Here is a 14,282-nt window from a genome sequence, read left to right as displayed (position 1 = left end):
GGGAGGGCAGGGGCATGCGCGTCCTGCGTCGTCGCCCATGATACTGACCTGCCCCGCCTGCGCCACCAGCTATTTCGTTCCCGATGACGCCTTTGGGCCGCGCGGTCGGACCGTGCGCTGCCAGTCCTGTGCCCACAGCTGGCACGCCACGGCCGAGGAGCCGCTGGAACTGAAGGCCGAGGCCGTTCCGACGACACCGGTCGCCGTCGCAGCCGAGCCCGTCACCGCGTCCGCCCCGGAAAGCCTCGCCGAGACCCCGGCCCCCGAACTGCCCAAGGCCTATCGTGCCCGGGCCGAGACCGCCCGTCGCACCCGGCGCGCGGCCCTGCATGGCGCCGCCTGGGCTGGTGTCGCCAGCATCTTCCTCGGCCTGCTGGCCGGGGCGTGGCTGTTCCGGGTCGAGGTGGTCGACATGCTGCCGCGCACGGCGGTCGCCTATGCCGCAGTCGGCATGCCCGTGAACGTCACCGGCCTGGAGTTCGAGGCCGTCGGCGCCCGCGCCCTGCCCGAAACGCCCGACAAGGTCGTGGTCTCGGGTGCGCTCCGCAATATCCGCGACCGCGAGATCGTGGCACCGCCCGTGCGTGTCGCCCTGCTGGACGACCACGGCGCCGAGATCGCCCATGCCATCGTCCACCCCGATGCCGCGCCGGTTCTGCCGGGCAAGGTCTCGGGCTTTGCCATCGTCCTGTCCGACCCGGGCGGGCGTGCCACCGGCGTCGGGGTCGATTTCGTACTCGACGCCCCGCCGCAGATCCCGGTCGAGCGCCCGGCCCGCAAGGCGCCGGCCGCACACCCGCCGGCCGAAGAGCATGACACCCACGCCCCGGCCGAGGATCACGCCGCGACTGAACCTGCCAGCATGAGCCATGCCGCAGTCCCGGCCGACCCTCCCGGCCTGCGCCCCGTCCGGGCCCTGTCGTCCGACACACCGGCCGAACTGGCGCCTGCCGCCGCCGTACCGCTCGACAGCCCGGCCCATTAGGCGCTATCGGCCCGTCATGGCCGATCCTGTCACCGACCGCCCCGCCCCGTCCGTCCTGCTCGACCAGGCCGGAGTGGCCGCCGTGGTCGAGGAATTGGCTGCCCGCATCGCCCCGCACGTCGATGACGAGACCGTCGCCGTGGTGCTGCTGACCGGCGGCCTATGGTTCGCGGCTGACCTGACCCGGGCGCTGGCCCGTCAGGGGCGTCACCTTCGCTTCGATGCCCTGTGGCTGGCCTCCTATGGCGACGGCACCGAGAGCAAGGGCCGGATCGAGGTCCGGGCGCCCCTGCAACGGTCGGTTGAGGGCCGCAAGGTGCTGATCCTCGATGACGTTTTCGATACCGGCCTGTCGCTGGCCGAGTCGGTCCGGCTGGTGCGCGAGGCCGGCGCCGCCGAGGTCCTGACCAGTGTGTTTGCGCGCAAGCCCTGGCCCCTGCCGCGCGCGCCCGAGCCCGACTTTGTCGGCTGGGACGCCCCGAACCGCTTCCTTGTCGGTTATGGTCTGGATCACGGCGGGGCCTGGCGCGGCCTGCCGGACATCTGCGCGCTGGACTGAGCCGTCAGTCGGTCAGCCAGGGCGCCCGGGATTCGCGTCCCAACAGGGTGTCATAGTCGGGACGGGGCCGGACCACGGCGAAGCGGTCGCCGTTCACCAGCACCTCGGGCACCAGCGGCCGGCTGTTGTATTCGCTGGCCATCGACGCGCCATAGGCCCCGGCGCCCTTGAACACGACCAGATCCCCTGCCGACAGCTCCGGCAGGGTGCGCGCGCGGGCGAAGGTGTCCCCGGTCTCGCACACGGGTCCCACGACGTCATAAGGGCCTTCGACCCCGGCCGCGTCGCTGACCGGCACCAGCGGGTGGAAGGCGTCGTAGAGGGCCGGGCGCATCAGATCGTTCATCGCCGCATCCAGCACCAGAAAGCGCCGCCCGTCGGGCCGGACATTCACGTGGATGACGCGCGCCAACAGCACGCCGGCATTGGCGACCAGCAGCCGCCCCGGCTCGAACAGGGTGTCCACGTCCAGCCCCGCCATGGCCTCGCCGACCATGGCCGCATAGGTCGCCGGATCGGGTGGGGTCAGGCCCGGCTCATAGGGCACGCCCAGACCGCCGCCGAGGTCCAGCACCCGCACCGTATGACCATCGGCCCGCAGCCGGCGGGTCATGTCGGCCAGCACGGCGAGGGCGTCCCTGAGCGGGCCAAGGTCCAGGATCTGGCTGCCGATATGACAGGCCAGCCCCACCGGACGCACATGGCCGGTGCGTGCGGCACAGGCATAGAGGTCCAGCGCCTCCTCGACCGGCACGCCGAACTTGTCGCCCCCGCCACCGGTGGTGATCTTGGCGTGTCCTCCGGCCCCGACGCCCGGGTTCACGCGAATGGCGATGTCGGGACGGAGGCCGGTGGCTTCGGCCAGACGCTCAAGGCGGTCCAGCTCGGGGCCGGACTCGACATTGATCTGGCGCACGCCGGTCTGGAGGGCAAAGGTCAGCTCCGCATCGGTCTTGCCGACGCCGGAGAAGATGATGCGGTCGGCCGGGATGCCGGCCGCCAGCGCCCGGCGGATTTCCCCTTCGGACACAGTGTCGGCCCCGGCCCCCAGTCGCCCGAGGGTGGCGAGCACCGACAGATTGCTGTTGGCCTTGACGGCAAAGGCGATCAGCGCCCGCCCGGCCAGCGGCGCCTGGGCCTCAAGCGCCTCGGCCAGCACCCGGTAGTGCCGCGTCAGGGTGGCGGTGGAATAGACATAGGCCGGCGTGCCGACGGTGTCGGCAATGTCGGCCAGCGGCACGCCCTCGGCATGGAGGGCGCCGTCGATGTGCTGGAAATGGTCCACGTCGTCTCGGGGAGGAGGGCGACCTTCCGGTCGTCAGGAAAGCGGGCTGCCGCCGCCCGAATAGGGATTGCTGGGGCCGCCGTCGATCGGCTGCTGGGTCGAGGACCGGTTGACCGTCGCCGGTTCCTCCAGATCCGGGGCCTGGGCACTGCGCATGCTGCGCTCGGTCCGGCGCTCGGGCGGAGCCTCCAGGTCGGCCATGCGGCCACAGGCGGCCACGCCCGCCAGCATCAGTCCGGAAAGGCCCACGGCGGCAATGCGTTTCGAAAGGGTCATGACAGGCGTGTCTTCCATTCGGCGATGCGCGCGCGGACCTGTTCCGGCGCCGTGCCGCCAAAGCTCTGACGACTGTCACAGGAAGCCTCAGGCGACAGCACCTTGTAAACCTCGGAGGTGATTCCGGGCTCGATTGCCGTAAGTTCGTCAAGCGGCAGTTGCGCCAGGTCCACGCCCAGTGCCTCTGCCCGTTTGACCGCCGCGCCCGTCACATGGTGCGCCCGCCGGAATGGCAGATCCAGCTCCCGCACCAGCCAGTCGGCCAGATCCGTGGCGGTCGAGAAGCCCGAGCCCGCCGCCGCCCGCATCCGCCCGGTGTCCGGCTGCAGGGCCGCGACCATGGCGGTCATGGCGGTCAGCGCCAGATCCAGGGCGTCAAAGGCCTCGAACACCGGCGGCTTGTCCTCCTGCATGTCCTTGGAATAGGCCAGCGGCAGTCCCTTCATGACCGTCGACAGGGCGACCAGCGAGCCCATGATCCGGCCCGTCTTGGCGCGCACCAGTTCGGCGGCGTCCGGGTTGCGCTTCTGCGGCATGATCGACGAGCCGGTGGTCAGATGGTCCGGCAGGGTGACGAAGCCGAACTGGGGCGTCATCCAGATGACGATCTCTTCCGCCAGCCGTGACAGGTGCCCGGCCGTGATGCTGGCCGCGGCCAGGCTCTCCAGCGCAAAGTCGCGATCCGAGACGGCATCCAGCGAATTGGCCATCGGTCGCTCGAAGCCCAGGGCCGAGGCCGTCATCCGGCGATCGATGGGGAAGGGGGAACCCGCCAGCGCCGCCGCCCCCAGCGGGCATTCGTTCATCCGGTCGCGCGCGTCGGAAAAACGCCCGGCGTCGCGGCCGAACATCTCGACATAGGCCATCAGATGGTGGCCGAAGGTCACCGGCTGGGCCGGCTGAAGATGGGTGAAGCCGGGCATCAGGTCCGCCGCATGGGCCTCGGCCTTGCCCAGCAGGGCGCCCTGCAGCGCCTGCAGTTGCGCAACCGTGCGGTCGCAGGCGTCGCGCACCCACAGGCGGAAGTCGGTCGCCACCTGGTCGTTGCGGCTGCGCGCGGTATGCAGCCGGCCCGACGGCTCGCCGATCAGCTCGGCCAGCCGCGCCTCGACATTCATGTGAATGTCCTCGTGGGCCTCGCGGAAGGGGAAGCGCCCGTCGCGGATCTCGGCCTCGATCGTGTCCAGCCCGCCCAGAATGGCCTCGGCATCCTCGGCCCGCAGAATCCCGGTCGCAGCCAGCATGCGACAATGGGCGCGCGAGCCCGCCAGATCCTGCGGCCACAGGCGCTGGTCCACGCCGATCGACACATTGATGGCCTGCATCACCGCATCAGGCTTGGCGGAAAAGCGTCCACCCCATAGGGTCTTGTCCGAAGTCGCTCCGCCATCGGATGCAGGAGCGTCAGGAGGTGTGGGCCGGGACATGGCGTTGGGCTCGGATATCAAGGGTTCGGTAAAGACGGCTCTGGCCATCGGCGCGGCGGTTCTGGTCGCCCTGATTGCCGGTGGCGTGCTGCTATATCCGCATATCATGCCCGGGTCCAAAGGCGATGCCGCGGCCAACGGCGCCGAAGCCCCGCAAAGCGCCCTGTCGGCCTATGCCAAGGGATCGCTCACCCGGCTGTCCGCCCCGGTCGATCTGGTGTCGGCACCGGATCAGGCGTTCGTGGACCGCGACGGCAAGGCGGTCACCTTCGCCGACTTCCGCGGCAAGGTCGTGGTGGTGAATCTGTGGGCCATGTGGTGCGCGCCCTGTCGTACCGAAATGCCGACGCTGGCGACGCTCGCCGCAGCCTACGAAGGCACCGATCTGCTCGTCCTGCCGGTGAATGTGGACTCGGAGGACGGCGCCATCGCCGATGCGAAGAGCTTCATCGACGTGCACGAGCCGCTTCCCTTCTACTCCGAAAAGACCTTCCGCCTGCCGTTCCTGTTTCCGGAGTCGGGCAAGATGCCCCAGACCATCCTGCTGGACCGTCAGGGGCGTATCCGCGCGACCTTTGCCGGGGAGGCCGACTGGGCCAGCGCCGAGGCGCGGGCCTTGGTCGACGCCCTCCTGGCGGAATCCTGAGGTCTATTCGACGCGTTCGCCGGTCGCCGGATTGACCGCACCCTCGCGGCCCTGGGCAGCAGCCTCGGCCTGATTTTCCTCGAGTTCGTCGGACAGATTGCCCGCACCTTCCTCGACGGCGTTGGCCGCGGCCATGGCACCAGACTCGATCACCTCGCCCGCTTCCGCGGCGGCGTCACCGATCGCCTCGCCCGCCTGTTCGGCATTGGCCTCGGTCTGTTCCTGCTCGGCCTCGGTACAGGCGGCCATGCCCAGGGCAAGCGCCGAGGTGGCGGCAACGATCGTCAGCGTGCGTTTGATCATGGTCAGGTCCCTTCCTGCTGAATGATGCGCAGGAAACGCCACCCCTACGGCAGAGGTTGCAAATAACGCCGTTCGGGTATTCTCATGGGCGGACAACTGGAGGGAGTCGTATGCAGGTTCGATATCTCGTGGCGGTGTTTGCCGGTGTGGCCGCCCTGGCGCTGGCCGATGGGGCTGCGGCCCAGAGCACCGGCGGGGGTACGGGCGGCACCGGCAATGGCCGGTCGACGCAGGTCTGGGGACCGAACTCGGGCCGCACATTTGCGCCCGTCGGTCGCATGACGCAGAGCCAGTATCTGTTTCTCTACGAAAGCGAGAGCGCCCGCCGGGACTCGGCCCTGAACGAACAGGTGCTGGTCCAGCAACACGGGGCCGAGCGGGTCGATCTGGCCTACCGGGTCGGCGCGCTGGTCGATCTCGGCCGCTGCCGTGAAGCCCGCGCCATGGCGCTCGACGAGGGCGATCGTCAGATGGCCCTGCGCGTCCGCCAGACCTGCCGCGGCCTCTAGGACGCCGTCGTCGGACGTACTGCGCGGCGCCTGCCTTCGCCGCTTGATCTGCGCGTGAAAGGGCGGGGTGCCGCCGGCAAGTGAAGGACTGCGATCAGCCCCCGGCTGCCTTCCGCTGGGCTGCCCCTTCATAGGAGCCGCACGCCCCGTTTGACTGCGGCGTCCAGAGGCGGCTCTGGTAGCCGTAATTTGCGGGATACTGAACGTAGCCGATATCTACGGTGGTGCCGGGAGCGACGCTGTAGACGCTCCCCATGGAATAGCCGCCGCCCGCATAATTGTTGGACCCGTTGAACACGACCTGTGCGCAGATGGCTCTGGACCCCCCGTTCCACACCCGGAACTGGTCGTACCGATCGCCCGTGAACGTCTCCATCGTGTCGACACGGACGATGGCGCCTTCCAGCATCAGCCCCGTCTCACTGGCGATCATGTAGTCGTCGAAGGTCTCGCATCCGGCCATCATCATGCTGCCAAGGCCCATGATCCCCACTGCCCATCCGCGCATCTCGTTCCCCCATGAAAGGCGACCTGATCGCCAGAAATTTCCATAGGGCCAAACGTTGGTTTCTGACAATCCCGAAGACGGGGGGCAGGAGCGTGGGCCGATGCCGGGTTGCTTGACGACCGACGGCCTGCCGCCCGCAGGGTGCGAGATCCACGTGATCGATTGAACGAAAGAAGGTGGTGGCTGGAGGCGGACTTGAACCGCCGACCTGTGGGTTATGAATCCACCGCTCTAACCAGCTGAGCTATCCAGCCCCGGGTCACCGGGTCGCAGGGGCCGGATCGGGGGCCCGCGCGAGACGCGTCGCTATATAGGGCCGCGCACGGCGATTCAAGCGTCCCGTCTTCTCCCTGCTGCGTTTCCGGAACGGCAGAACGTCGAGAAGCGTATAGGATGGGCGCTCTCCTTAGCTTGCCGGGATTCCCCATGCCCTTTTTTGACGCCCGCCCCCTGTCCCGCCGCACGCCCCGGGGACGGCTGGTCCTTGCCGCCTCCCTCGCGACCCTGCTGGCCGCCTGCAATATGACGGGCAGCGCCGGTGCGGCCCAGTCCGGGCCCGGCGACCCGGTCGAGACCCGACCCCCCAATGCGCCCAACCAGACCCCGGCCTTCGAAGGCCAGACGCGCGCGCCCGGCGTAACGACCGAAGCCACCCTCAGCCACACAGTGGTGGCCGAGGGGCTCAGCCACCCCTGGGGGCTGGCCCTGCTGCCCGACGGCAACTGGCTGGTGACGGAACGGCCCGGCCGGCTGCGCATCATCACGGCCGACGGACAGGTGGGCGAGCCGATCGCCGGCCTGCCCGCGGTAGATGCCCGCGGACAGGGGGGGCTGCTGGACGTCATCCTGGGTCCGGACTTTTCCTCGGACCGACGTATCTACTGGAGCTATGCCGAGCCGCGCGAGGGCGGCAATGCCACCTCTGTCGCGCGGGGCGTGCTGTCGGACGACGGCACCCGGGTCGACAACGTCGAGGTGATCTTCCGCGCCTTGCCCACCTATGACGGCGACAAGCATTTCGGCTCATCCCTCGCCTTTGCCCTCGACGGGACCCTGTTCATCACCCTGGGCGAGCGGTCCGACGCACGCATGCGGCCCCAGGCCCAGGATCTGGGCTCGCACATGGGCAAGACCATCCGCATCAATGCCGATGGCTCAGTGCCCGAAGACAACCCCTTCGTCGGCCGCGAGGGCGCCCTGCCGGAAATCTGGTCGCTCGGCCATCGCAATGTGCAGGGGATCGCCGTGGCCCCCGATGGCCAGGTCTGGACCGTCGAGCACGGCACCCGCGGCGGGGACGAGATCAATCTGGACCGCGCGGGCCTCAACTATGGCTGGCCCGAGGTGGCCTATGGCATCGAGTACCGCGGCGGCGAGATCAATGAGGGCATCACCCAAAAGGAAGGCACCGAACAGCCGGTCTATTACTGGGATCCCGTGATCGCGCCCGGCGGCATGACCTTCTATGACGGGGCCATGTTCCCGGGCTGGCAGGGCAATCTGCTGGTGGCCGGTCTGAAGGAGCGCCACATCGCCCGGCTGGTCATCGAGGGTGATCGGGTCGTCGGAGAGGAGCGCCTGCTGACCGATCTGGGTGACCGCATCCGCGACGTGGCCGTGGGGCCCGACGGCGCGGTCTGGGCCATCACCGACGAAGACAATGGCAAGCTGGTGCGCCTGTTCACGCCCTAGGGCTTGAGGCCGGTCACCCGCTTTCATACTTGACGTTGACGTAAACGTAGGGTTTCTGACCCCCACGTTTCGATTCCGAACTTGCCCTCACCCTGCGAGGCGCCAACAGACGCCTTGGGGGCCGAGCGGCAGGGCCAGCAAAAGAGGACCGCCCATGACCGAGGCCTATATCTTTGATGCCGTCCGCACCCCGCGCGGCAAGGGGAAGAAGGACGGCTCCCTTCACGAGATCACCGCCCTCAGCCTGGCGACCCAGGTGCTGGAAGCCCTGCGCGACCGGAACGGCCTCGACACGTCGAAGGTCGATGACGTCATCCTCGGCTGCGTCTCGCCGGTGGGCGAACAGGGCGCCGATATCGCCCGCACCGCCGTCATGAACGCCGGCTGGGCCGAGACCACGGCGGGCGTGCAGGTCAACCGCTTCTGTGCCTCGGGACTGGAAGCCGTCAATATCGCGGCCGCCAAGGTCAAGTCGGGCGAGGCCGAGTTCGCCGTGGGCGGCGGCATCGAGGCCATGAGCCGCGTGCCCATGGGCTCGGACGGCGGCGCCTGGCCGGTTGACCCGACCAGCGCCTTCAAGACCTATTTCGTGCCCCAGGGCGTCTCGGCCGACATGATCGCCTCCAAGTGGGGCTTCTCGCGCGCCGACGTCGATGCCTATGCGGTCGAGAGCCACAAGCGCGCCGCCCAATCCTGGGCCGAGGGCCGGTTCTCGAAGTCGGTCGTGCCGGTGAAGGACCAGCTGGGCCTGACCATCCTCGATCACGACGAGACCATCCGCCCCAACACCGATATGCAGACCCTGGGCGGCCTCAACCCGTCCTTCGCCATGATGGGCGAGATGGCGTTCGACGCCGTGATCAACCAGCGCTACCCCGAGGTCGCCCGCGTCAATCACGTGCACACGCCGGGCAACTCCTCCGGCATCGTCGACGGCTCGGCGGGTGTGCTGATCGGCACGCTCGCCGCCGGTCGTGCCCTGGGCCTCGAGCCGCGGGCACGCATCAAGGGCGCTGCCTCGATCGGGTCCGAGCCCTCCATCATGCTGACCGGCCCCGAGTTCGTGACCAACAAGCTGCTGGGCAAGCTGGGCATGGAGCCGACCGACATCGATCTCTTCGAGCTGAACGAGGCCTTTGCCGCCGTCGTGCTGCGCTACATGCAGGCGCTCAACATCCCGCATGACAAGATCAACGTCTGCGGCGGCGCCATCGCCATGGGCCACCCGCTGGGCGCCACCGGGGCCATGATCCTCGGCACCGTGCTGGACGAGCTGGAACGCTCGGACAAGACCACGGCGCTTGCCACCCTCTGCATCGGCGGCGGCATGGGCACCGCCACCGTCATCGAACGCGTCTGATCCGGGAGAAATTGACCATGGAAAACTTCAAGATCGACGTCGACTCCGACGGCATCGCCCTGATCACCTTCGACGTGCCCGGGCGGTCGATGAACACCCTGACCGGCAAGGTCATGCAGGAAATCCCCGAATGGGTCGAGCAGGTGAAGACCGACGACGCCATCAAGGGTGCGGTCCTGACCTCGGGCAAGAGCTCGGGCTTCTGCGCCGGCGCCGACCTCGGCGACATGGCTGCGGGCATGCTGGGCGGATCCGATCTGCAGGCGGCCTTTGACGCCGGCTGGCGCCTGAACGGCGCCCTGCGCGCACTGGAAACCTGCGGCAAGCCGGTGGCGGCGGCCATCAACGGCCTGGCGCTGGGCGGCGGTCTGGAACTGACCCTGGCCTGTCACTACCGCGTGGTCGGCGACAGCCCGAAGATCCAGCTGGGCCTGCCCGAGATCAAGGTCGGTCTGTTCCCCGGCGGTGGCGGCACCCAGCGCCTGACGCGCCTGATCGGCGTGCAGGCCGCCATGATGGCCATGACCGAGGGCAAGTCCTTCCGTCCGAACGACGCCAGGGGCGCCGGCATCGTGCACGAGGTCGTCCCGGCCGGCACCGAGGTCGAGGCCGCGAAGGCCTGGGTCAAGGGCGGCGGCAAGGCCGCCCAGCCGTGGGACGACAAGGGCTTCAAACTGCCGGGCGGCGGCCCCTATCACCCGGCCGGCATCCAGAACTTCCTGGTCGGCAATGCCATGCTGCGCAAGCAGACCTACGGCAACTATCCCGCGGCCATGAACCTGATGAAGGCGGTCTATGAGGGCGTGCAGCTGCCCATGGATGCCGCCCTGCGCGTCGAGACCCGCTATTTCATCAAGACCCTGATGACGCCCCAGGCCCAGGGCATGATCCGCAGCCTGTTCCTGTCGAAGCAGGAGCTGGACAAGGGCGCGCTCCGTCCCGCCGATGTGCCCAAGTCCGACCCGAAGAAGGTCACGGTGCTGGGCGCCGGCATGATGGGCGCGGGCATCGCCTATGTGAACGCCATGGCCGGCATCGAGACCATCCTGATCGACCGCGATCAGGAAAGCGCCGACAAGGGCAAGGCCCATGTCGAGGAGCTGCTGAAGAAGCGCCTGTCGCGCGGCCAGCTGACCCAGGACAAGTATGACGCCCTGCTGGCCTCGGTTACCGCCACGACCGACTATGACCTGATCAAGGGCTCGGACCTGGTCATCGAGGCCGTGTTCGAGAACCGCGAGATCAAGGCGGATGTGACGAAGCGCGCCGAGGCCCAGCTGGAGCCGGGTGCCATCTTCGGCTCCAACACCTCGACCCTGCCGATCACCGGCCTGGCCGAGGCGTCGGTGCGCCCCGAGGACTTCATCGGCATCCACTTCTTCTCGCCGGTCGACAAGATGATGCTGGTCGAGATCATCCTCGGCGAAAAGACGGGCAAGGCGGCCATCGCCAAATCGCTCGACTACGTCATGAAGATCAAGAAGACCCCGATCGTCGTCAACGACGGGCGCGGCTTCTACACATCGCGCTGCTTCGGCACCTATGTGGCCGAGGGCATGGCCATGCTGGAAGAGGGCATCTCGCCCGTGCTGATCGACAACATCGGCCGCTCGACCGGCATGCCGCGCGGCCCGCTGGAAATGCACGACGACGTGGCGCTCGACCTGTCGGTCAAGATCGCCAAACAGACCGCCGAGGACCTGGGCGCCGCCTATCAGCCGCTGCCGGGCTCCGAGATCGTCCGCAAGATGGTCGAGGATCTGGGCCGCTACGGCCGCAAGAACGGCAAGGGTTTCTATGACTATGACCAGAAGCCCAAGGTCATCTGGTCGGGTCTGGCCGACCTGGCGCCGGTCAAGGTCGACGAGCTGTCGATGGCCGATGTCGAGGACCAGCGTCGCCGTCTGCTGTTCCGTCAGGCGGTCGAGGTCGCCCGCTGCTGGGAAGAGGGCGTCATCGACGACCCGCGCGAGGCCGATGTCGGCGCCATCCTGGCCTGGGGCTTCGCGCCCTGGACCGGCGGTCCGATCACCTACATCGACCAGTACGGGCTGAAGGCTTTCGTGGAACAGGCCGACGCCTATGCCGCGAAGTACGGCGACCGGTTCAGCCCGCCGCAGCTGCTGCGAGACATGGCGGCGAAGGGTGAGACCTTCTACGGCAAGTTCGCCCCGCAAAAGGCCGCCGCCTGATCCCCTGAAGCGCGGGGGTGACCCACCGGTGCCCCCGCTGCCTCCGGCATGAGCCAACCCCCTGTTCTTTGCGGGACAGGCGGGCTATGCGAGCGACCGTAAATCTCCGGACAGCGAAAAGGGGCACCTCATGCGCGTGGCGATGATCGGAACCGGCTATGTAGGCCTGGTCTCGGGGGCCTGCTTTGCGGACTTCGGCCATGTGGTGACCTGCGTCGACAAGGACGCCTCCAAGATCGAGCGGCTGGAGCAGGGCGTCATGCCCATCTATGAGCCCGGTCTCGACACCCTGGTCGCCAAGAATGTCGAGGAAGGCCGCCTGTTCTTCGCCGTCGACGGCGCGAAGGCCATCCGCGAGGCGGACGCGGTCTTCATCGCCGTGGGCACGCCCTCGCGCCGGGGCGACGGCCACGCGGACCTGTCCTATGTCTATTCGGCGGCCGAGGAGATCGCCGACCTGATCGACGGCTTTACGGTGGTCGTCACCAAGTCGACCGTGCCGGTCGGCACCGGTGATGAGATCGAGCGGATCATCCGCGAACGTCGCCCCGACGCCGAGTTCGCCGTCGTCTCCAATCCCGAGTTCCTGCGCGAGGGCGCCGCCATCGGCGACTTCAAACGCCCGGACCGCGTCGTCGTCGGCACCGAGAACGAACAGGCCCGCGCCGTGATGAGCGAGCTCTATCGCCCGCTGAACCTCAATGAATCGCCGCTGCTGTTCGTGGGACGCCGCACGTCCGAGCTGATCAAATACGCGGCCAACGCCTTCCTCGCGATGAAGATCACCTTCATCAACGAGATGGCCGATCTGTGCGAGGCCGTCGGCGCCGATGTGCAACAGGTCGCCCGCGGCATCGGTCTGGACAACCGCATCGGACCGAAATTCCTGCATGCCGGTCCGGGCTATGGCGGCTCGTGCTTCCCCAAGGATACCCTGGCGCTGGTCCGCACGGCCGTCGACGCCGGCAGCCCGGTGCGACTGGTCGAGACCACGGTCGAGGTCAATGACGCGCGCAAGAAGGCCATGGCCGGTCGCGTCGAGAAGGCGCTGGACGGCGACCTGTCGGGCAAGACGGTCGCGGTTCTGGGCCTGACGTTCAAGCCGAATACCGATGACATGCGCGACTCGCCCTCGCTCGATCTGGTGCCGGCGCTGGTCGCTGCGGGTGCCACGGTGCGGGCCTTCGACCCCGAGGGCATGCATGAGGCCAGGGCCCTGCTGCAGGGTGTCGATTTCCGCGAGGGCCCCTATGACGCTGTCGAGGGCGCCGATGTCGTGGTCATCGTGACGGAATGGGACCCGTTCCGGGCGCTGGATCTGGACCGTCTGAAATCGCTGGTGAAGCAGCCGGTCATCGTCGACCTCCGCAACATCTATCGTCCGGAAGACATGCGGGCCCGGGGCTTCCGCTACACTTCGATCGGCCGCGCCTGATCCCTAGCGGGTCGAGGCGGGGATCAGGATTTCGGCCCGTGCGACGGGCGGATCAGCCTTGTCGGTCAGGACAGCGCGGCCCAGGCTGATGATCAGTCCGGCCGAGACGACGGCGCTGACCACGCCGATCGAGACCAGCCTGGCCCCTTCCATCCATTCCCGATTGTCCGGCCCCACGGCGTCCCCCGGTTAACCCTGTGACCAGCCAAAGCACGGCGGGCGGGGGCAGGGCAAGCCTTGCCGAACGGGAGTCGTCAAAAAAGGCGGACCCCGCGAAGGGATCCGCCTTCTTGTGTCAGGTCGGGTCGACCGATCAGCCGCGGAACGGACGGATCAGGATTTCGACGCGACGGTTCTGGGCGCGGCCCTGGGCGGTGTCATTCGACGCCACCGGCTGGCTGGAGCTGCGGCCTTCGATGTACAGGCGCTCGGGCATCACGCCGTTGCGGATCAGGGCGTTGGCGACCGACAGGGCGCGACGCTCCGACAGCGGCTGGTTGATGGCATCGCCACCGGTCGAGTCGGTGTGGCCGATGATGTCGACGGTGCTGCGGTCGTACTGTTGCAGCACAGCGGCCACGTCCTGCAGCACGGCATCGAACTGCGGCTCGATGTTCGACTGGTTGGTGGCGAAGGTCACGTCCGACGGCATGCGCAGGACCAGGTTGTCGCCCTGACGGACAACGCCCACGCCCGTGCCGGACAGCTGCTCTTCCATGGCGCGCTGCTGGCGGTCCATGTACTGGCCGACGGCCGCACCGGCCAAGGCGCCGACGCCCGCGCCGATCAGGGCGTTCTTGCGGCCCTGTTCGCCGTCCGAGGTGTTGGTCAGATAGCCGAGCACGGCACCGCCCAGCGCGCCGGCGATGGCGCCAGTGCCGGTGTTGTTGCGACGCGGGGTCGAGCTGTAGGGGTCCATGGTCGTGCAGGCCGCACCCCCCAGCAGAATGCCGATGGCGGCGCCGGTCATGAGAATCTTGTTGCGCATGTGTCTCGTCCTGTTCCTTGGGCGTTAGGCCCGGTTAACGCGAGGCTTACGGTGAAGGTTCCGGCCTGTACCATGGATGAACGCAAAGGCCATAAGCGCGACAGTCGGTCGTTTGCC

General features: G+C 68.2%; 15 protein-coding genes and 1 tRNA gene. 8 read left to right on the top strand and 8 right to left on the bottom strand.

What is annotated here, in order from left to right:
• The first annotated feature begins 37 nt into the window (after positions 1-37).
• Both LC068_RS05770 and LC068_RS05765 read left to right on the top strand, forming a co-directional pair.
• Positions 38-985, top strand: coding sequence for an MJ0042-type zinc finger domain-containing protein (locus tag LC068_RS05770; protein ID WP_226635261.1), 948 nt, complete (start codon positions 38-40; stop codon positions 983-985).
• Positions 986-1,001: 16 nt separating this feature from the next.
• Positions 1,002-1,544, top strand: a complete 543-nt coding sequence (locus tag LC068_RS05765; protein WP_226635259.1) for a phosphoribosyltransferase — start codon at positions 1,002-1,004, stop codon at positions 1,542-1,544.
• Positions 1,545-1,548: 4 nt separating this feature from the next.
• Here LC068_RS05765 and lysA read toward each other — a convergent pair whose 3' ends face one another.
• Genes lysA through argH form a run of 3 tightly spaced genes read right to left on the bottom strand, consistent with a single transcriptional unit; the run spans position 1,549 to position 4,532 of the window.
• The gene (lysA, locus tag LC068_RS05760; RefSeq protein ID WP_226635257.1) at positions 1,549-2,829 is read right to left on the bottom strand and encodes a diaminopimelate decarboxylase; all 1,281 of its coding nucleotides are present in this window, start codon (positions 2,827-2,829) and stop codon (positions 1,549-1,551) included.
• Positions 2,830-2,862: 33 nt separating this feature from the next.
• Positions 2,863-3,105 (bottom strand): hypothetical protein, encoded by a 243-nt coding sequence (locus LC068_RS05755; RefSeq protein WP_209117132.1) that lies wholly within the window; start codon positions 3,103-3,105, stop codon positions 2,863-2,865.
• Positions 3,102-4,532 (bottom strand): argininosuccinate lyase, encoded by a 1,431-nt coding sequence (gene argH, locus LC068_RS05750; protein ID WP_226635254.1) that lies wholly within the window; start codon positions 4,530-4,532, stop codon positions 3,102-3,104. Before argH ends, LC068_RS05755 begins: the two co-directional genes overlap by 4 nt.
• On the opposite strand from argH, the gene LC068_RS05745 reads away from it, so the two are divergent.
• Positions 4,531-5,178: a TlpA family protein disulfide reductase gene (locus LC068_RS05745; protein ID WP_226635251.1), complete on the top strand. Its 648-nt coding sequence runs from the start codon at positions 4,531-4,533 to the stop codon at positions 5,176-5,178. The two genes, argH and LC068_RS05745, sit on opposite strands and share 2 nt — an antisense overlap.
• Before the next feature lie 3 nt (positions 5,179-5,181).
• Here the strand turns inward: LC068_RS05745 and LC068_RS05740 are convergent, their stop codons facing one another.
• Positions 5,182-5,481 (bottom strand): hypothetical protein, encoded by a 300-nt coding sequence (locus tag LC068_RS05740; RefSeq protein WP_226635249.1) that lies wholly within the window; start codon positions 5,479-5,481, stop codon positions 5,182-5,184.
• 110 nt (positions 5,482-5,591) lie between these two features.
• On the opposite strand from LC068_RS05740, the gene LC068_RS05735 reads away from it, so the two are divergent.
• Positions 5,592-5,990, top strand: a complete 399-nt coding sequence (locus LC068_RS05735) for a hypothetical protein (protein ID WP_226635247.1) — start codon at positions 5,592-5,594, stop codon at positions 5,988-5,990.
• Positions 5,991-6,084: 94 nt separating this feature from the next.
• Here the strand turns inward: LC068_RS05735 and LC068_RS05730 are convergent, their stop codons facing one another.
• The gene (locus LC068_RS05730; RefSeq protein ID WP_226635245.1) at positions 6,085-6,498 is read right to left on the bottom strand and encodes a hypothetical protein; all 414 of its coding nucleotides are present in this window, start codon (positions 6,496-6,498) and stop codon (positions 6,085-6,087) included.
• Between the two features lie 177 nt (positions 6,499-6,675).
• Positions 6,676-6,752, bottom strand: a tRNA-Met gene (locus tag LC068_RS05725).
• 172 nt (positions 6,753-6,924) lie between these two features.
• Here LC068_RS05725 and LC068_RS05720 point away from each other — a divergent pair.
• The 4 genes from LC068_RS05720 (at position 6,925) to LC068_RS05705 (ending at position 13,177) form a co-directional block, all read left to right on the top strand.
• On the top strand, positions 6,925-8,190 hold the full coding sequence (locus LC068_RS05720) for a PQQ-dependent sugar dehydrogenase (protein WP_226635243.1): 1,266 nt from the start codon (positions 6,925-6,927) through the stop codon (positions 8,188-8,190).
• A 154-nt stretch (positions 8,191-8,344) separates the two neighbouring features.
• The gene (locus LC068_RS05715; RefSeq protein WP_226635241.1) at positions 8,345-9,550 is read left to right on the top strand and encodes an acetyl-CoA C-acetyltransferase; all 1,206 of its coding nucleotides are present in this window, start codon (positions 8,345-8,347) and stop codon (positions 9,548-9,550) included.
• A 17-nt stretch (positions 9,551-9,567) separates the two neighbouring features.
• Positions 9,568-11,742: a 3-hydroxyacyl-CoA dehydrogenase NAD-binding domain-containing protein gene (locus LC068_RS05710; RefSeq protein ID WP_226635239.1), complete on the top strand. Its 2,175-nt coding sequence runs from the start codon at positions 9,568-9,570 to the stop codon at positions 11,740-11,742.
• 130 nt (positions 11,743-11,872) lie between these two features.
• Positions 11,873-13,177, top strand: coding sequence for a UDP-glucose dehydrogenase family protein (locus LC068_RS05705; protein WP_226635237.1), 1,305 nt, complete (start codon positions 11,873-11,875; stop codon positions 13,175-13,177).
• A gap of 3 nt (positions 13,178-13,180) precedes the next feature.
• Here the strand turns inward: LC068_RS05705 and LC068_RS05700 are convergent, their stop codons facing one another.
• Both LC068_RS05700 and LC068_RS05695 read right to left on the bottom strand, forming a co-directional pair.
• Entirely contained in the window at positions 13,181-13,354 is a 174-nt protein-coding gene (locus LC068_RS05700) for a hypothetical protein (protein WP_226635235.1), read from the bottom strand.
• Positions 13,355-13,490: 136 nt separating this feature from the next.
• Positions 13,491-14,165 (bottom strand): OmpA family protein, encoded by a 675-nt coding sequence (locus tag LC068_RS05695; protein ID WP_226635234.1) that lies wholly within the window; start codon positions 14,163-14,165, stop codon positions 13,491-13,493.
• Positions 14,166-14,282: the final 117 nt, after the last annotated feature.

The organism is Brevundimonas poindexterae, from assembly GCF_020524625.1.
In the GTDB taxonomy this organism is placed as follows: Bacteria; Pseudomonadota; Alphaproteobacteria; order Caulobacterales; family Caulobacteraceae; genus Brevundimonas; species Brevundimonas poindexterae_A.
The sequence above is the reverse complement of the archived record's forward strand: the minus strand, read 5'-3'. Positions and strand labels throughout refer to the sequence as shown.